At 47.6% G+C, this 19175-nt stretch carries 15 protein-coding genes; 6 read left to right on the top strand and 9 right to left on the bottom strand.

Features of this window, described 5'->3' with window-relative positions; translation table 11 throughout:
- Positions 1 to 12: 12 nt before the first annotated feature.
- Together ACYVI9_RS02115 and ACYVI9_RS02110 are read right to left on the bottom strand one after the other, a co-directional pair.
- Positions 13 to 705 (bottom strand): MerR family transcriptional regulator, encoded by a 693-nt coding sequence (locus ACYVI9_RS02115; RefSeq protein ID WP_460760004.1) that lies wholly within the window; start codon positions 703 to 705, stop codon positions 13 to 15.
- Between the two features lie 164 nt (positions 706 to 869).
- Positions 870 to 3404 carry a zinc-dependent metalloprotease gene (locus ACYVI9_RS02110; RefSeq protein WP_460760001.1) on the bottom strand — a complete coding sequence of 845 codons (2535 nt, stop codon included), beginning with the start codon at positions 3402 to 3404 and terminating at the stop codon, positions 870 to 872.
- A gap of 185 nt (positions 3405 to 3589) precedes the next feature.
- Between ACYVI9_RS02110 and alaS the strand changes: the two genes are divergently transcribed.
- From alaS to ACYVI9_RS02090, 4 genes are all read left to right on the top strand, one after another.
- On the top strand, positions 3590 to 6226 hold the full coding sequence (alaS, locus tag ACYVI9_RS02105; protein ID WP_460759999.1) for an alanine--tRNA ligase: 2637 nt from the start codon (positions 3590 to 3592) through the stop codon (positions 6224 to 6226).
- 55 nt (positions 6227 to 6281) lie between these two features.
- Positions 6282 to 7214 carry an ion transporter gene (locus ACYVI9_RS02100; RefSeq protein WP_460759996.1) on the top strand — a complete coding sequence of 311 codons (933 nt, stop codon included), beginning with the start codon at positions 6282 to 6284 and terminating at the stop codon, positions 7212 to 7214.
- Between the two features lie 136 nt (positions 7215 to 7350).
- Entirely contained in the window at positions 7351 to 8346 is a 996-nt protein-coding gene (locus ACYVI9_RS02095; RefSeq protein WP_460759993.1) for a PDZ domain-containing protein, read from the top strand.
- Between the two features lie 290 nt (positions 8347 to 8636).
- Entirely contained in the window at positions 8637 to 9158 is a 522-nt protein-coding gene (locus tag ACYVI9_RS02090) for a glutathione peroxidase (protein ID WP_460759991.1), read from the top strand.
- Between the two features lie 85 nt (positions 9159 to 9243).
- On the opposite strand, the gene gnd is transcribed toward ACYVI9_RS02090, so the two are convergent.
- Complete coding sequence (gene gnd, locus ACYVI9_RS02085) at positions 9244 to 10698, bottom strand: decarboxylating NADP(+)-dependent phosphogluconate dehydrogenase (protein ID WP_460759988.1); 1455 nt, start codon at positions 10696 to 10698, stop codon at positions 9244 to 9246.
- A 205-nt stretch (positions 10699 to 10903) separates the two neighbouring features.
- Between gnd and ACYVI9_RS02080 the strand changes: the two genes are divergently transcribed.
- A complete protein-coding gene (locus tag ACYVI9_RS02080) occupies positions 10904 to 12544 on the top strand; it encodes an amidohydrolase (RefSeq protein ID WP_460759985.1) in 1641 nt (546 codons plus the stop codon).
- Positions 12545 to 12557: 13 nt separating this feature from the next.
- Here ACYVI9_RS02080 and ACYVI9_RS02075 read toward each other — a convergent pair whose 3' ends face one another.
- The 5 genes from ACYVI9_RS02075 to ACYVI9_RS02055 form a co-directional block, all read right to left on the bottom strand.
- Positions 12558 to 13451, bottom strand: a complete 894-nt coding sequence (locus tag ACYVI9_RS02075) for a hypothetical protein (RefSeq protein WP_460759983.1) — start codon at positions 13449 to 13451, stop codon at positions 12558 to 12560.
- Between the two features lie 73 nt (positions 13452 to 13524).
- The gene (locus tag ACYVI9_RS02070; protein ID WP_460759980.1) at positions 13525 to 14235 is read right to left on the bottom strand and encodes a response regulator transcription factor; all 711 of its coding nucleotides are present in this window, start codon (positions 14233 to 14235) and stop codon (positions 13525 to 13527) included.
- Between the two features lie 28 nt (positions 14236 to 14263).
- Entirely contained in the window at positions 14264 to 15250 is a 987-nt protein-coding gene (locus ACYVI9_RS02065) for a sensor histidine kinase (RefSeq protein WP_460759978.1), read from the bottom strand.
- Complete coding sequence (locus tag ACYVI9_RS02060) at positions 15240 to 15692, bottom strand: gliding motility lipoprotein GldH family protein (protein WP_460759975.1); 453 nt, start codon at positions 15690 to 15692, stop codon at positions 15240 to 15242. The genes ACYVI9_RS02065 and ACYVI9_RS02060 overlap by 11 nt, the downstream gene beginning before the upstream one ends.
- A 73-nt stretch (positions 15693 to 15765) precedes the next feature.
- Positions 15766 to 16641: a YicC/YloC family endoribonuclease gene (locus ACYVI9_RS02055; protein WP_460759973.1), complete on the bottom strand. Its 876-nt coding sequence runs from the start codon at positions 16639 to 16641 to the stop codon at positions 15766 to 15768.
- 637 nt (positions 16642 to 17278) lie between these two features.
- On the opposite strand from ACYVI9_RS02055, the gene ACYVI9_RS02050 reads away from it, so the two are divergent.
- Positions 17279 to 18241, top strand: a complete 963-nt coding sequence (locus tag ACYVI9_RS02050) for a UDP-3-O-(3-hydroxymyristoyl)glucosamine N-acyltransferase (RefSeq protein WP_460759969.1) — start codon at positions 17279 to 17281, stop codon at positions 18239 to 18241.
- A gap of 38 nt (positions 18242 to 18279) precedes the next feature.
- On the opposite strand, the gene ACYVI9_RS02045 is transcribed toward ACYVI9_RS02050, so the two are convergent.
- Positions 18280 to 18975, bottom strand: a complete 696-nt coding sequence (locus tag ACYVI9_RS02045; protein ID WP_460759966.1) for a YjjG family noncanonical pyrimidine nucleotidase — start codon at positions 18973 to 18975, stop codon at positions 18280 to 18282.
- Positions 18976 to 19175: the final 200 nt, after the last annotated feature.

Raw genomic sequence — 19175 nt, 5'->3', positions numbered from 1 at the left:
GGGCGATTGTGGTTACAGACTGGCTTTCAATTCCAGAAAAAAGGTTTTCATTTTTTCCAGGGATTGTATGGCGGCAAATTTTTCATCTGCTTTCTTATTATTTCTTAGGTATTCCCGGGCGCCTTCAATGGTAAATTTTCGCCGACGCAGCAAATCATAGATCAGGTACAGGTTTTTTACATCTTCCGGCCGAAAAAACCGGTCGCCCTTGCCATTCTTTTTGGGTTTCAACAGGTCAAATTCACTTTCCCAGTAGCGGATCAGGGAATGGTTCTCCTTAAACATGGCAGTGACTTCCCCCATACTATAATAGCGCTTGGAAAACAGGGTTTCCTCGTCCGGAATTTCAATGTTTTCGGCTGCCAGGCTATGTTCCTTAACTGATTTACGGCCCCGGGTATTTTTCTTTTCGACGGGCTTTGGCGCCACAGCGGTTACCCCAGGGTTTTCCGTTTCGTTTTCCGGTTCCGCTGACTCCAGGACGGCTTCTTCCAGAACCGCCTTCCTGTCCGTAATATCTACCGCTGCGATGTCGGTACTGTCCTGCGGTGGTTCGGCCGGAATTGCCTGTGGCACAGTTGGCGTTTCCTCAGCGACAATCTGAGAAGGTGGTTTCAACGTGTTCTTTTTGGGTTTCGGTAGTGGTGTCGTTTTCTCTACTTCATCCAGAAAGGAAAATGCGCCTTGTGATGTGGATTTTGCCATAGTTACAAATCTAATAATATTGACAGGAATAACCTTACCAATGAAATGTTAAGGAAATTATTTATATATAAGTAGAACGCAGTACCTGGCGCCTGTAGTATGCAGTGCAAAAAAAAGCAACGGCGAGATTACCGTTGCTTTTAAGAATTATTGTCGGCGCAGTATTATTTGGGTTCCAGTCCTTGTTTGATGCGGTCCTGTAAATCCAGTAAATGGTTTTTGGAAACCCTGTCCCCATAAGCCCCTGCCGCAGCTTTTAAACTGCTGGCCAGTAGCCGAAGTTGGCCTTTGACCACTGAAATAATATCGCTGGTGGCCGCATTCATACCTGCAGCCCTTGACATTTGCTCCAGTTCCTGTTTGGAGGGTTGAACCATTTCCAGCAGTTTTACCACGTAAGCCTTTTGTAATTGCCGACGATAAATATCGATCGCCTTACGGCTTTTGATTTCGGAAAATACCGATTGGCGCAAATCATTCAGCATCTCAGCCGGACTATAAGCGGCCGCTCCGCTGACGGCTTCATACTGGATCAGCCGACCCAGCGTGGCTGGGTTGACCAACTCATCGATGGCTTTCTGCTGTATGCGGGCTACCACACTAAGTGGCGTTTGTCCGGTCTGTGCCGCATACTGTTCCTGAATCACCCAGCGGGGTGTGGTAAATACATTGGTTTTCAACCAGCTCATTGCCTTTTTTTGAATGGCAGTCTCCGTGAAGCCATACACATTGCCTTCCTGCTCCAGCCGCTTGGGTGTTTTTTCAATACCACCGATATTGCGGCTTACATGTCCGGTATAGCGGATGAATTGTCCGATGACCTCATTGTACAGCGTTGCCAGATTACTATAGTCGCGGTTGGCCTGATAGGTATACTGCGGCAGGTTCACAATGATACGTCGGAGGTTTTTGATCCCGTAATCGCTGGCTTTCATGGCATCATTGCCGAGGTCTTCCGTCTGACTTCTGGGATCCGTACGATTACTTTCGCCATCCCCCCACCAAAGGCGTGGATTTTTAAGTTGCTCACTGGTGAATTTATTTAGCGGCGCTACTTCAGCATCTGCGCTCTTCAGCTCAGAGTACCAGCGATAGCCCCATTCAATTGCCCATTTATCATAATCGCCGATGCGGGGGAATAACCCTTTTTCGGATATCTGGTCCTCCGGCTGGGCGACATAGTTAAATCGGGCATAGTCCATAATGGAAGGGGTATGTCCGTGGGCTTCTACCCATGCCTTATCCCGCAGTTTTTCCACCGGAACGGTGGAAGAGGAGCCGAAATTATGCCGCAGGCCCAGTGTATGTCCAACCTCATGACTGCTCACGAAACGAATGAGCTGCCCCATCAGTTCATCGTCGAAGACCATTTTGCGTGCCCTTGGATCCACCGCAGCCGTCTGAACCATATACCAGTTGCGGACCAGGCTCATCACATTATGGTACCAGTTAATATGGCTTTCCATGATCTCTCCCGATCGGGGATCGTGTACGTTGGGACCACTGGCATTCGGAATATCGGAGGGTTTGTAGATGATGACACTGTTACGGGCATCTTCCAGACTGAAACTGCTGTCCTGTTCATAGGTCGGTGCCAGTTTGCCCACAATAGCGTTTTTAAATCCCGCCTGCTCAAAAGCTACCTGCCAGTCATTCACGCCCTGAATCAGGTAGGGGATCCATTTTTTAGGCGTGGTGGGATCGATATAGTATACGATCTGTTTCTGCGGTTCTACCAGTTCTCCCCTTTTGTATTTTTCGACATCTTCCGGTTTGGGCTCCAGCCGATAGCGGGCAATATAGCGATAGCGGTCAATACCCTGGGGGTTCACATCAAAATCGGTGATGGTCTGGGTGGTAAAAAACCCAACCCGATCGTCGAAATAGCGGGGCCGCATAGGGCGTTCCGGCAACAGTACCAGCGAAGTATTCAATTCAAATGTCACCGGTGTGGCGACAGCGTAGGGGTTCGGTGGACTACCGGGGTTGTTGGGGGGTGTAAAACTATAGGTCTTTACTGTTTTAAGCTCCAGGTTGGAGGGATAAGTCCTGGCCGACAGGATATAGGACTTATCAGACTGGAGCTGTCCGATCCCCAGGTATTTTTTCATGACTGGTGAAAAGAAGAAATAATCATTATCACCTTTTACATATTCGGTAATATCGATGACGGCACCCGCAGAATCGGGTGACCATGCCTTGACTTCGAAAGAAGCGCCAATTGGCTGAATATTACTGTTCATCACATTCCGGTACATGCCTTCGGTGCTGTCCCGTCCGATTTCCTGGAAGGAAAGTCTTTTAAGATAGACCCGGTTCCCAGGCCCTTTTTCAAACCGGATGGTGTTGGAGTTAATCTGGTCACCCGCATAGCTGGCACCGGTTCTGAAACCAGCTGCAGCTTTTGATAACCGGGCTACTACCAGGATGTCCCTGCCGAACATGGGTCCCGGAATTTCCACATAATATTTATCGTCCAGCTGGTGTACGGTAAACATCCCTTTGGTGGAAATCGCTTTTGAAGTAATAACCTCTTTATAAGGTTTGGGTGTCCCGGCAGGTCCTACCGCCGTTTTTTTGGCTGTATCGGCTTTAGCTACCGGTGCCGGCTGCCGGTGTTTTTTTCTTCTCTGAGCTGAGGCATCTGTGGCCTGCAGGCCGAACAGGGCCAGCAAGACAATCATCCATAATTTTTGCATACCTGAAAAAGCTTGTTTTAGTATAAGATTAAGATTGATCTGCGAATTTAGGGTGCTGCCTCCTATAAATCAGCGATATTGGATGAACGGTTATTTTTTTAAAAAGAATCAACCGGCAGTACCGATTCCGGCGGGCGTCAGGACTTGATGAGTTCTTTCTATCTTTGCACCCCTAAAATCATCTGATGACAAGCAGCGAAATAAGAGAGCAGTTTTTTGAGTTTTTCAGGAGCAAAGGCCATGAGATCCTGCCTTCTGCACCTATCGTAGTGAAAAATGACCCCACCCTGATGTTTACGAATGCCGGTATGAATCAATTCAAGGATTATTTTCTGGGCAACCGGAAAAGTCCTTTTGCCCGGGTGGCGGATACCCAGAAATGCCTGCGGGTCAGCGGCAAACACAATGATCTTGAAGAAGTGGGGGTAGATACCTATCACCATACCATGTTTGAAATGCTGGGCAACTGGAGTTTTGGACAGGCCGGTTCTGATGCGGGGTATTTTAAAAAGGAAGCAATTGCCTGGAGCTGGGAACTATTAACCGCTCGTTTTGGTATTGACAAGGACAGACTCTATGTCACGGTTTTTGAAGGCGATACCTCCGAAGGACTGGCCTTCGACCAGGAAGCTTATGATCAGTGGGCCCGCTGGATTGCGCCCGACAGGATTCTTCGGGGCAACAAAAAGGACAATTTCTGGGAAATGGGCGATGCCGGACCTTGCGGTCCCTGTTCTGAAATTCATGTAGACTGCCGGCCCGATGCGCAGCGGCAGGCGGTTGCAGGAAGCAGCCTGGTCAATGCCGACCATCCGCAGGTTATCGAAATCTGGAATAATGTATTTATTCAGTACAACCGAAAAAAAGATGGCAGCCTGGAGCCCCTGCCTGCAAAGCATGTGGATACCGGAATGGGTTTTGAGCGGCTGGTACGCGTGTTACAGGAAAAGGAAAGTAACTATGATACCGATATATTTTCAGGAACGATCAGCGCTATTGAACAACTTACCGGCAAGACCTATGGTCGCAGTGACAGTAAAGCAGATATTGCCTTCCGTGTGCTGGCTGATCATATCCGGGCCATAAGTTTTACCATTGCAGACGGACAATTACCTTCCAGTACCGGTGCCGGTTATGTGATCCGCAGAATCCTGCGTCGTGCTGTCCGATATTACTATTCGAACCTGGAATATAAAGCACCCTTACTGTATCAGTTGGTTGCTGTCATTGCGGATCAGTTTACAAGCGTATTTCCGGAACTGCAACAACAGGAATCCTTTGTTGCAAAAGTCATAAAAGAAGAGGAGGACGCTTTTTTAAGGACATTGGAGAAGGGATTGAAACGCATCGATGTATTGATCGACAAACACCGGGAACGCGGTGTTTTTGACGGTAATGATGCCTTTGAACTCTACGATACATTTGGATTTCCTATTGATCTGACCCGACTCATTGCAGCAGAAAATCAGTTTACAATAGATGAAAAGGGTTTTGAGCAGGCCCTTCAGGAACAGAAACAACGGTCCCGGGCTGCCACCGTAATCGATGCGGAAGACTGGGTATTGACCGGACCGGAACAGCCTGTAAAATTTGTGGGCTATGAGGACCTGAATGTGGGTACCCGGATTATCCGCTACCGTAAAGTGGCAGTCAAGAATAAAACACAGTACCAATTGGTTTTGGAAACCACGCCATTTTATCCGGAAAGCGGCGGCCAGGTGGGCGACCGGGGTAAACTGGTGCTGGAAGACGGACAGGTAATCACGATCACCGATACCCGAAAGGAAAATGACCTGATTATCCATGTAAGCGATCGGCTGCCGGATCGTCCGCAGCAGCCGCTCCGGGCAATAGTTGATGCTACCCAAAGAATTTACACGACCTATAATCATACCGCAACGCATCTGTTGCATGCCGCACTTAAACAGGTACTGGGTAATCATGTGAATCAGAAAGGTTCGCTGGTTTCACCTGATATCCTGCGGTTTGACGTTTCGCATTTTGCCAAAATCACTGAGGAACAGATACGGGAAACCGAACAGATTGTCAATGAAAAGATACGCGAGAATATTGCAGTAGACATCCAGCAAATGTCCAAGGAAGCCGCCCTTCAACTGGGCGCTATGGCGCTGTTTGGAGAAAAATACGGTGATGCAGTGCGGGTGGTGACCATCGATCCGGCTTTTTCGATTGAATTATGTGGGGGAACCCATGTCGGGCATACCGGCATGATTGGATTATTTGTGATTACCGCAGAATCGGCTGTAGCCGCAGGCGTGCGCAGGATTGAAGCCCTCACAGGTCCCGCCGCCCTCCAATATATATATGAACGTCTGAACCAGCATAAGGCGCTGAGCGAATTGCTGAAGACCCAGGACCCCATTAAGGCAGTCGATAAACTCCTGCAGGAGAAAACCAGTCTTGAAAAACAGGTAGAAAGACTGCAGGCCCGGGAGCTCGTGGGCATTCGCAACCAATTGCTGAACGCAGATGAGATCATCAACGAAATTAATTTTATCGGCGCGATTGTAGAAGTAAGCCATCCCGATGCCCTGAAGCGATTATGTGGGGATCTGAAAAATCACCTCAAGGATTTTGTAATCGTACTCTGTGCGAATATCGGAGGCAAGGCGGCCGTGGCTGTCAGCATAGCCGAGAATGTAGTAGCCGCCAGAAGCCTGGACGCAGGTCAGCTGATCAAAAAGCAGGTAGCACCCCTGATCAAAGGAGGCGGCGGTGGTCAGAAAACCCTGGCCACAGCGGGCGGACAGGAAGCCGGAAACCTGCGTCAGGTAATAGAAACGATAAAAGGCCTACTTTAGCAGCTGGCTGACAGAAATCAGATTACCCGGGAATTAAACGACACAGTACGCATCCATGTCTCTTTTTAGGATTATACCTGACAAGCACGATGTATTACAGGATCACAATGCGCCGGATGAAACGCAGCGGTTCCGGTACTGGCTGTACGTTACTATTTTTCAGAACAATACAACATGGGGGAAATTATTCAACAAGGGGCTGATCCTGATTATTTTGTTGAATGTTTTCCTGTTGATTCTGGAATCGGTGGCGTCTATTGCCCTTGCCTATGAACGAATGTTTCGGGTGCTGGATTATGTATTCATGGCGGTCTTTACCATTGAGTACCTGCTGCGACTTTATTGTGTCAAAAAAGCCAGACGCTTCGCCCTGAGTTTTTACGGGATTATTGACCTGTTGGCGATCCTGCCCTCCTACCTGGAATTTGTTTTGCCACACTGGCATATGCTGATGATCATCCGTTCCTTCCGCCTGCTTCGGATTTTCCGTATTTTCAGAATGGTGAGTCTGCTGGATGAAAGCCGTTATATGATGCTGGCCTTGCTGCGCAGTTTTCATAAAATTATGGTCTTTCTGATCTTTGTGGTCCTGCTAACTGTTTTTCTCGGTTCGCTGATGTATGTGATCGAGTACCCCCATAACCCGGGCTTCAGCAGCATTCCCCAAAGCATTTACTGGGCCATCGTGACGATTACTACGGTTGGGTATGGCGACCTGGCTCCTGTCACGGCAGTCGGAAAAATGATCGCTTCTTTTATAATGATCCTGGGGTATGCCATCATTGCGGTGCCTACGGGGATTATGTCGGCCTCCCTGGTCTCCCGCTACCGGGATATGGACAACCCGGACATCAGCTGCGAAGGCTGCGGTAACCGGAACCACGCCAGTGATGCGCTCTTCTGCAAGAAATGTGGCCGGGCCCTGCCGGTACCGGGAAAAGATGTACCGGCACCCGTACCGCCTTCCGGCCAGACCACTTTTCTTTGATAATTTAACAAAAAACTTACGTTGATCCCAATGGTATTCCGCTTATCTTTGAACTACGAAACTTAACGTAGTTGATCCGGCTGATCGGCCTGATGGTGATCCAGTCTGGCATTTTATGATTTCAAATCAATTAATTATGAAAAAATATATACTGTTAGCCACAGTTTTTTTACCCGCCTTTTTAGGAGCCCAGGAGGCAAAGGAGCACCAGGAAGCAGAGCGAATCATTATCACCCGCAAAGGAAATACGGATGAAAAATTAAATATCACGGTGGATGGCGACAAGATCACTGTCAATGGAAAGCCCGCAACAGATGATGAAGACGCTACAGTGAATGTGCGCCGGATGAAAATCAAAGACCTGGATAATTTTTCAGCCTGGCCTGCTCCGGACGCTCGCGATGGCGCTTGGCAAGGCATCAACCGCGCACCGAATAAAGCGATGTTGGGTGTGTTGACCGGCCCTGATGACAAGGGTGCCAGAATCACCCAGGTGACTTCCGGCACTGCTGCTGAAAAGGCCGGTTTGAAAACAGATGATATCATCACCCAGGTTGACGATTCCGGAATCGGCAGCCCCCGTGAGCTCGCCGAAGCATTAAAAGACAAGAAGCCCGGGGATAAGGTCAAGATAACCTATCTCCGCGATGGTAAAACCCAAACGACTACGGCAGCACTTACCGAATGGAAGGGGCCACAGGATTTTGGTTTTAACGGTGATGTGCAGCGGTTCAACGACGGCAATTTTGACCTTCGGGAACTCCTGGGGGATCTGCCCGGTGGTCCGCTGAATAATGGTCAGATGCGGCGCTACCGTCTGGATGCTCCCAATTGGTTTCATTCAGATGATTCCGGCCCCAGGCTGGGTCTCCGGGTGCAGGATGATGCCGAAGGCAAGGGCATCAAAGTGTTGAAAGTGGAATCCGGTTCAGATGCAGAGAAAGCGGGCCTGGAAGTAGGAGACCTCGTCCGGGAGGTCAATTGTAAGGCCGTCAGCACTACGGAAGCGCTACAGGAACAACTGGCTGAAGCGAAGGCAGGTGATACCCTGAAACTGGGTATCCGCCGTCAGGATAAAGACCGCCAGATCACAGTAGAACTGTCCCGGAAACTGAAAACGGCCGACCTGTAAAGTATATTGGTAAGTTATTGATTATTACCGAATCACTTCGCATTAAACAAAAGCAACCAAGGGATTGTTATGTATGTAGATTCTAACTTGATCTGGTAATGTAGCTTTTTAGTTTTGTGATTTAGGGTTTAGGCAAGCCGGAAGTAATTTTTGCTTTCGGCTTTTTTAATCAACCTGGTGTTTGTCATCGGTACCAAAATTATTCTACGTTAAATCCGTAAATTTAGCGACGCAAAGCGACGGAGCAGTTTCAGGACATCCAATTAGGAAAATATTAAAAAAATAAACTGATGAAAATTTTATTACTCTCGCTGTTGGTGGCTGGCAGCATGATGGCAGCCGGACCGATCTATCAATTTAAAGTGGACGGACTAACCGGGGGCCAGATTAATTTTGCTGATTTTAAAGGTAAAAAAATTCTGGTAGTCAATACAGCCAGCAAATGCGGTAATACACCGCAATACGAAGATCTGGAGGCCCTGTATAACAAATACCAGGACCGGCTGGTCATTGTTGGCTTTCCTGCTAATAATTTCATGGGACAGGAACCCGGCAGCAATGAAGACATTGCCGAATTTTGTAAAAAGAATTACGGGGTAACTTTCCCAATGGCGGCTAAGGTCTCTGTTAAGGGAAAGGATGTGGCGCCGATTTATAAGTACCTGAAGGCAGAGGCGGACAAGAAGCATCTGGACAATCCGGTTACCTGGAATTTTGGAAAATTTCTGATTGATGAAAAAGGCGAACTGATCGCTACTTTCTCGCCCAAAACCCTGCCAATGAGTGCAGAGATTCTCAAATACATGAACTAGTTGATGCCGGGATACCTTTCCTGAGTGACGATAACAAATAAAGCAGCCTCATGGCTGCTTTATTTGTTATGCATCAAAAGAAATTTTAAACGTCGTAGGTAGTGGATGCCGTATCACCACCACGGCCGGTCCAGTTCGTGTGGAAGAATTTTCCTCTGGGCTGATCCAGTCTTTCATAAGTGTGGGCACCGAAATAATCCCGCTGGGCCTGTAAAAGATTGGCGGGCAATCTTTCGGAACGGTAGCCATCGTAGTAGTTTATACCTGCACTCAAACAGGGTACGGCGATGCCATTCAGGGCAGCCGTGGCCACCACCTGACGCAATCCTTGCTGACACTGCTGGACTTTATCTGCAAAATAGGGGTCCAGTAATAAATTGACCAGATCCGGATTATTGTCAAAAGCCGTTTTAATATTACCTAAAAAGCGGGAGCGTATGATACAGCCACCGCGCCACATCAGGGCGATATTGCCATAATTGAGATCCCATCCGAATTCTGCGGCAGCTGCGCGCATCATCTGGTAGCCCTGTGCATAGGAAATCAGTTTTGCGGCATAAAGCGCATCGTGCAGTTCGGACAGAAATTCTTTTCTGTCAAATTCGAAGCCGGGTTTGGGGCCGGCTTTCAGAACTTTGGATGCCGCCACCCGTTCGTCTTTAAGCGCAGAGAGACACCTCGCAAAAACCGACTCGGTAATCAGGGTCAAAGGAATGCCCAGGTCCAGTGCTACCGTTCCGGTCCATTTACCGGTACCTTTTTGACCGGCGGTATCCAGAATTTGATCGATCAATGGTTGTCCGTTTTCCTTATATGCCAGAATATCACGGGTGATCTCGATCAGATAGCTGTCCAGTTCCCCTTCATTCCAGGTTTTAAAGACTTCATGCATCTCATCGGCCGTCATACCCAGCAGGTCCTTCATGATCTGGTATACTTCACATATCAGTTGCATGTCTCCGTATTCAATACCATTATGTACCATTTTTACAAAATGGCCGGCACCGCCGCTGCCCACCCAGTCACAGCAGGGGGTACCATCGTCTACTTTTGCTGCGATGCCCTGAAAGATGGGTTTGACTTCCGGCCAGGCTTTGCTGGATCCGCCCGGCATAATCGATGGTCCCAGCAGGGCACCTTCCTCACCTCCGGATACACCGGTGCCGATATAAAGCAAGCCCTTGCTTTCGACATATTTTACTCGGCGCTCGGTATCGGGAAAATGGGAATTCCCACCGTCAATAATTATATCACCCTGATCCAGGTGCGGTAAAAGCAATTCAATAAAATCATCCACCGGCTGGCCGGCTTTCACCATCAGCATTATTTTCCGGGGTGATTGTAGCGAGGCCACCAGTTCTTCAACAGAATGGACGCCCAGAATTTTTTTTCCTTTGGCCCGACCATTTATAAATTGATCCACTTTGTCTGTTGTACGGTTATAGGCGGTTACCTGAAAGCCTTTGCTTTCCATATTCAAAATCAGGTTTTCGCCCATAACGGCCAGTCCGATAACGCCAATATCTGATAGTTCACTCATGATTTACGAGGTTTGATTTTAAGTAGTTTTTAAAAATTGATCCAAATTTAGTTTTCCTGGCAATCAAAAACAAGAACCGCCTCAATTTTAAAGGAACCTGACCTCAAATGGTAAGACCCGGATATCCAACCCGGCGCTTACAAAAATCCGGGCCTGGTGCCTGGGTAAGGGCTTATTTTTTTACTTTCGTTCTGAAATTCTAATTATGCGCCCAATCATATACTTATTAACAATGGTTGCCTTTATGAGTTCCTGCTCTTTTAAAAAGCCTGCCGATCTGATAGTTTATAATGCGACCATCTACACCGTGGACTCCGAATTCCGTGTTGTCGATGCGATGACAATCGCTGATGGTAAAATTCTGGCTACCGGCAGCAAGGATTCCCTGCTGGAAGCTTATGACTGTAAGGACAGCCTTAACGCGGAAGGAAAATTTATTTATCCGGGATTGATAGACGCCCACGCGCATTTTGTGAATTACGCCAAAGGCCTGACGGAACTCGATCTGACCGGTACGGAAAGCTGGTCTGCCATCATGGAAAAATTAGCCGCTTTTAAATTATTGCCGGCTGCCCCGGGAAGCTGGGTCATCGGTCGCGGTTGGGATCAGAACGACTGGCCCCAGAAGCATTTTCCTGATAATGAAGCCCTCAATGAGCTGTTTCCGGACCGACCGGTATATCTGGTTCGCATAGATGGCCATGCCGCCATTGCTAACGACCGGGCCCTGGCAATCGCCGGTATCCGGCCGACGGATACCATATCTGGAGGAGCCTACCTTACCCGCAACGAAAAACTGACGGGTGTATTGATCGATAATGCCATGGATAAAGTAGCTGCAAGGATTCCGGCGCTTTCCGATGAAGTGTTAAAAACGGCACTATTACATGCGCAAGAACGCTGTTTTGCCCAGGGGCTGACTTCGTTGCAGGACTGTGGCCTGAATTATCAGACCGTCAACCAGTTGCGCAGTCTACAGGACAGCGGCGCATTGAAAATCCGGCTGTATGTAATGTTAAGTGATGCGCCACCGAACTATGCCTTTCTGGCCAAACAGGGAATTATTAAGACGGCATCCATGCATGTGCGCGGATTTAAACTATTTGCAGACGGTGCCCTGGGGTCCCGTGGTGCCTGCCTGTTGGAAGATTATACAGACCAACGGGGCTGGAAAGGTTTTTTATTGAATAAGGCGGCGCACCTGGATTCAGTTGCCGGGTTGATTGCCAGCCACCAGTGGCAAATGTGTACCCATGCCATCGGTGATAGCGCCAACCGGCTACTGCTGAAAATTTATGGCCGTCACCTGCCTCCGGGCAATGACCTGCGCTGGAGAATTGAACATGCGCAAGTGGTTCAGGCCGGAGATTTCGATGCTTTTAAACAATACGGCATTGTGCCATCTGTACAACCCACTCATGCCAGTTCTGATATGTACTGGGCCGGTGACCGGCTGGGTGCTGAAAGGCTGAAAGGTGCTTATGCTTACCAGCAATTATTGCAACAGAATGGCTGGATTCCTCTTGGTACCGATTTCCCGGTGGAAGATATATCACCGTTTAAGACTTTTTATGCGGCAGTAGTGCGCCGTGACGCTTCTGGTTTTCCTGAGGCAGGCTTTCAAATGGAAAATGCATTGAGCAGGGAACAGGCCCTGAGGGGGATGACCATCTGGGCGGCCAAAGCAGCATTTGAAGAAGCGGAAAAGGGGAGCCTGGAACCCGGCAAATTTGCGGATTTCATCGTATTGGACCGGGACCTGATGCAGGCACCCGAGTCGGAATTGCTGGCTGCCAAAACCCTCAGAACTTATCTCGGCGGCCAACAGGTCTACGCTGCACCCTGATAGGAAAAGAAGTTCAAAATTGATAGTTCAGGCCCAGTCCCAGACTGAGGCTGGTGGTGGTTACCCAGTTCAGCCGGGTATCAAAGGTGGTTTGGTCGGTATAATAGGCCCGGTCCAATCCTTTCCAGCCATCGGCATGATACAGTTCCGAAAACCCATACAGACGGAGCTGGCCCAGGAGCCGGTATCCGGCTTCCAGGCGGCCCGACAGGGCATAGGCTCCGGTAAAATGCCGGAAGCTGACCGGTTGCTCAAAGACTTCTATCTGATTCCATTGCGCTTTGGCCTGATAACTGTAAAGTCTTCCGTCGCCATGTAGCAGGAGGTCGTATCGATGAAACAGCCAATTGAAATCCATGCCTGCCAGACCACCTATCCAATAGTTACGGTAAGAGCTTTCCACACCCGCTGTTTCGGGCCGGTCGCCTAATAACCAGAGCATTTGTTGCCGATAATCAAATCCGGTCAGCAATTTCCAGGAAAACGTCCTGTTTGCCGTCGCGGTATATCGGGCCTGGAGACTTGCGGAAAGCTGGTGTCCCCGGTTGGCATTCAGGTCCGCATGATATACTTCTCCCTGGCGGTTGTTATTGAGGTAATCGATATCCACCGCATTTCCGGAGAGGATGGGTTGGTAACTGAATGTCGCCGCCGTTTCAAGTTTACGGTTAAGTGGTATACTGAGTCCGAGCTCGGACACCGGTCCCGTCTGACGGCGCCAAATTAGTTCAGAAAGTATATTGGGATCGGCGCCGTGGATATCACCGGCGATAGACCAGCGCAAATCGGTTCTGTTATAAGCCGTGGAAAAATGCAGCCGGACACCCTGGTCTGTCTGGCAATATCCGGATGTCGACAATCCCATCAGCCAGAAAAGAACCGCCAGAAAGAGAAAATAATGTCGCATAGTCAGGGCAGGCGGCCGGTTTTGACCGGTGCTGTAGGTTAAAATTAGGTATTGACGGGCGAATGGCGATGGCTTACTCGCTGTATTTATATCCGACGCCCCTGACAGAATGAAAGTATTTGGGATTGCGGCTGTCTTTTTCGAAATATTTACGGAAGTTGAGAATAAAATTGTCAATCGTCCGGGTCGTGGGATAGACATTATAGCCCCAGACGGCCTGCAGTATTTTTTCCCGGGGTACGACTTCATTCTTGTTTTCAATCAGCAGCTTTAACAGCATGCTTTCTTTCTTGCTTAATTGGACCCGGCCGGCATACCTGGTCGTGGCTTCCTGAGCTTTAAAATCGATGAGATTGCCCCCGAAACTATAGGAATTCCCCAGGGTGGTTTTGTCCTGGAGTTTCTGATTTTTATCGATGAGTTTACGAACCCGGAGTAACAGTTCTTCGAGGTTAAATGGTTTGGTCAGGTAATCATCGGCGCCTTTTTTGAGGCCCAGCACTTTGTCGGAACTGGTGTTTTTGGCACTTAGCATGAGTATGGGCACTTCGTTATTGCCCAGTCGTATGGATTCTGCGACTGCAATCCCATCAACTTCGGGCAGCATGACGTCCAGGATAATCAGATCAAAATATTCGTTTTTAACGGCATCCAGGGCCTTGTTGCCGTCGAAGGCGGAAGTTACCTGATAGCCTTCCAGTTCCAGGTTCAGTCTTAGTGCTTCATGGAGATTCTCTTCATCCTCAACCAGTAAAATACTTGCTTCTTGTGCTGCCTTACTCATGATTTCAACCGTACATTAATTTGCGATTCTAAAAACTGATTGCAAAAATACTTCCTGTGGGTGTATTGTCTGTCACTGAAATGTCTGCATTATGGTCTTCCGCGATTTTTTTAACAAGATAGAGCCCCAGGCCCGTACCCTGTTTGGTACGCGTCGCCTCGTTGCCGATCCGGTAGAATTTGGAGAAAATACGCTGTTTTTCCTCAGCCGGGATGCCCTTGCCCTCATCGATCACCGATAAGACAACCCGACCACCCTCCTTTTTCAGGAGGGCATGGACCGGCTGGTCTTTTTCCGAATATTTTATGGCATTCTCCAGGAGATTGTTGATGAGAATCTGCAGTAAAAAGGCGTCACCCCGTACATCGGCATCCTCTTCTGCGTTTATTTGGAAGTTTCGGGAAGGAAATCGCTTTTTAAACTCCTCAATCCGGTCCTGTAGCAGGTTGGAGAGATCCAGATCTTCAAAATTCATCTGATAGGCACTTCCTTCCAACTGAGACGAAACCAGGATATTATTGGTCAGGAAATTGAGCCGGGATGCCTCGTCAAGAGTTCTTTCCAGAAGTTTTTTCTGTTGTTGTTCCTCCAAGCGATGTTTTAACAGTGTTTCCAGGTTCAGCCGGGTTACGGCAATAGGTGTTTTGAGTTCATGCGTTACAGCCATCATAAAGTTCTGCTGCTGCTGCTGCATTTTTATTTGTTGCCTTACCGAACGGATGATAAAAACGGCACCCACCAGCATAACGATCAGAAATACAATACCCTCCCCTGCATATTTAAAGCGGTTCATATTGTAGTTCCTGGTCAGTTGCCCCATACGCGCATTTGCCAAGTCTGCAGTGCTGTCGTTTACAGTAAGGGTGGTCAATTGCTCCCTGTATGCCGTGTAAAGCTGATCATTCTGTTTTTCCAGAGAGATAAACCACCAGATAAGTGCGGCTACAATATAGATGAGTAATAGCCAGAAAATAGTGGTGGTCTTCCTGAGCCTGGATTTAATATTATTTTCCATTGCCTGCTTTTTCTATAGCGACGCCCACATCCAGCAGATGTTGCAGCGGGTCGTCCTTCATGAGATGCTGCAGTGCAAACCGGTATACGCCGGGTTGCAATAGAACCGGAGCACCTATGGGCAATTTGGCATAATAGAGGTCGTCCATGGCGGTGCCATTCCAATTGCCGGCGCTGTCTGTAAGCGCAGCTACAAAATCAATTTGTTGTAGTGGGTGTTTGGCGGTATCCTGAATAATGAGGCGGGCGCTGATTTTATCGAATTCGAACCGGTCATTGTGCCGCAATACAAAATAAAGTTGTTGGTAACCGCTGTCCCTTACTTCAAAGCGTAGTACAGCCAACTGGCTGGCCCGCCATTCATGCCGGGGCATATCCACCATCCGTTCATTCAGTTCAATCTGACCGCAGGATACGGCCAGCACTAAAAAAACGACTATCATTCGTGAGAGATACAATAGGAAACGATTTGCGGCAAAGGTAAGCCAAGTTTAACAGGCAGCCGCATCTTTCGTCTTACAACACATTCAATACCTGTTCTTTTGCCTTTTCCAGTTCGTCTTTCATCATGACCACCAGTTTCTGAATTTCGGAGTTATAGGCCTTGGAGCCAGTTGTATTGATTTCCCGACCCACTTCCTGTAAGATGAAAGAGAGCTTTTTGCCTTTCAGGCTGCCGTCTTCCTTCAGAATGCTGGTGAAATAATCGCAATGATTTTTTAAGCGAACGGTTTCTTCTGTGATGTCAATTTTCTCAATATAGTATATCAGTTCCTGTTCGAGGCGGTTTTCATCATAATTCTCCTTCCCAACACGATCTTCAAGTAATTTCAAAAGCCCATCCCGGATACCCTGCTGTCGCTGACCATCCAATGCAATAACTTGTTTTTGAAGCGCTACGATATTGTCGATTCGGTGCTGGAGCTCCTGCTCCAGTACCGCGCCCTCGTTCTCGCGGTGTCCATTCAGGTCCGCAACCGCTTCACGTATCAGGTTTTGTAATTGCTGCCAGTCCGCGTCGCTGAGCACATCACTGGAGGGGGTAATGACTTCTGGCAATTTTAACAATGCATTTAAAATATTCGACCTTTCAATATTAAGTTCTTCCGTCAGCTGCAACAAGGTCTGATAATAAGTTCGGGCCAGGTCGGTGTTGATGGTGACCGGTTTTGTGTCTCCGGCATCTTTCAGGCTGATATTGCAGTCAATACTGCCGCGACTCAACCCTTCTGCTACTGTTTTTCTGATATCAAATTCAAAAGGTTTTACAATTGCGGGTAGCCGTAATGACAGATCGAACTGTTTTCCGTTTAAAGATTTTATATCGACTAAAAATGTTTTCTTGCCGATGGTACTTTCGGCCCTGCCGAATCCTGTCATTGATTTTAACATGCAAACTCTTTTGTGTAAAGTTAATGTTTAGCCAGGGCCAAGCGTTTTATTTTTTGCCGGGCATAAAAAAATCCCTTCGTATCGGAAGGGATTATTTTTATATAAATGGGTTAGTAAGTACGGGAAAATAAATTTCCCATCACAATATTAATTATTATTTCATCGATATAAAAATAAATTACGATAAAATTTATTAACAAATAAAAAATCAACTTGTGGATATCAGCCGCTAATCACACTCTATTTCGCAGATTAAAAAGCAGTTTGTTGCAAGTGAATTATTCCAATTGAAAAATGCGATTCCATTGAAACCCTTTGTTGAAGAAGCTTACAGAATTCTCTTTAATTTTTAGAACATCGAATGTTCTGTTATTTTGATGGCCATGTTACCTGTAAAAATTGAAGGCGCTTGCCGAAAAAAGGATAAAAAAAAAGAGAAAAACAATGTGTAAATTTTTTTGTCCAAAACCAGAAAAAATTGGTTTGTGCAAGTAAAAACAGGCGTAGCGCTGAGGGTCCAACAGTAATAAGTTTGCTGCTGTTCCAGCTGCGGTCGCGATCTATTAATCATGATTCCTTTCCAGCCGCTGCTTTTTAGATGAAAGCATTGTGTATTTTTGAACTGAAATTTTTTATTATGAAATTTGATCGTCCCATTCCGTTAAGGGAAATCGCGCAATTGATAGACGCAAAATTGATAGGCAGGGTTGATGCTGCGGCCAGCGGGATCAATGAAATCCATGTGGTGGAGGAAGGAGATCTCGCCTTTGTGGATCATCCTAAATATTACGAGAAATGTATTCAATCGGCTGCCAGTTTTATTATAATCAATCAGGAGGTTGAATTTCCCCAAGGCAAGGCATTGCTGGTAGTGGACGCACCCTTTGAAGCGTATCTCCGGATCGTTGATTATTATAAACCATTTCGTCCTTCAATGGATTTGCATGCGCCTTCGGTGACTGTCGGTGAAGGAACGCTTGTTATGCCGAATGTTTATCTGGGGAATAATGTAACCATTGGCGCGCACACCGTAATATTTCCGAATGTTACTATAATGGATGACTGTCAGATCGGTGATCATGTAACCATCCAGAGTGGTACCGTGATCGGAAGTGATGCTTTTTATTATAACAAGAAGGCTGATCGGGCGGTGCACTATAAAAAAATGACCAGTTGCGGTCGGGTTGTCATCCAGGACAATGTAGAGATCGGCGCAGGTTGTACCATCGACCGGGGGGTGACGGGTGATACCGTCATAGGCCGTGGAACCAAGATGGACAACCAGGTTCATATTGGGCATGATACAATAATAGGACGTAATTGTCTGTTTGCCGCCCAGGTCGGGATTGCCGGCGCTGCCGTTATTGAAGATGAAGTTATCCTATGGGGGCAGGTGGGTGTCAGTAAGACGCTCACCATCGGAAAAGCCGCGGTAGTCAATGCGCAAAGCGGTGTTCCCAATTCTTTAAAAGGGGGTAAGATATATTTTGGATATCCGGTGGCCGAGGCCCGTGAAAAACTACGGGAACTGGCCTGGATTAAGCGTATTCCCGAACTCTGGGAACAAGTCCGGGTAATCCGGGAGGACGAAAATTCATAGCACCCCACACATTCCGGTCATCGAATGCGGCCGCCATTTTAAAAGATATCCTCCAGCTCTCTGAGGTGGGTTACGGCATAGGTCGGACGAAAATCGTGAAGGGCCCCGGTATGGTTGATATATACCTGATCCAGCCCTGCCCGGCTGGCACCCATGATATCGGCTTCCATATCATCACCGAGCATGATACTTTCTGCGGCTTTAGCCCCGGTGATTTTAAGCGCATAGTCGAAAATTTCCTTCTGAGGTTTCAGACTGTTGCTGCTTTCGGAAGTAATTACTTTGTCAAAGTATTTGCCGATGCCTGAATGGGTGATTTTCTGAAATTGTACTTCCTGGAAACCATTGGTAATCAAATGCAGCTGATAATTTTTTGCTTTAAGGTATTCCAGGATTTCCATGGTATAGGGGAAGAGCGCCTTCCTGCCCGGTAATCCTTCGAGGTACCTGTGGCATAAAGTCTCGGCCAGTGTTTCGTCACCGATTTTGAAGTCCAGCAACGCCAGGCGCATCCTTTTAACACGCAATTCCTTTTGCTGAATATGCCCTTTGCGGTATCTTGCCCATAGTTTTTGGTTGTGCTGCGAATAGTTTTTGTAAAACTGGTCAAAATCATCGACGCCTCTGCTTTGCAATTCGAGGGTCAGGTACAGGTCAGAAAGGGTTTGCCGGGCATTGGTATCGAAATCCCATAATGTATGATCCAGGTCAAAAAAAAGATGTTGATAGTTCATGTGTTAATTCCTATTGACAGCCATGTGGGAGCGGTTCCTTTATGCTGTTAAAACCGCAAAATTAAATGCTTGGCATGGGTTTCGACATTTTTTGTTGTTGGCGACAATCGCCAGAACCGGAAGCCGGTGCTTTATGTTTCATTCACCTGCTATTGCTTTTGGGCTCTTTAGATACAGAAAGGAGAACAAGGTTCTGAAAA

This window comes from Niabella terrae (genome assembly GCF_054783135.1).
Note: the sequence above shows the minus strand (reverse complement) of the source record. Positions and strands in the feature narration are given on the sequence as shown.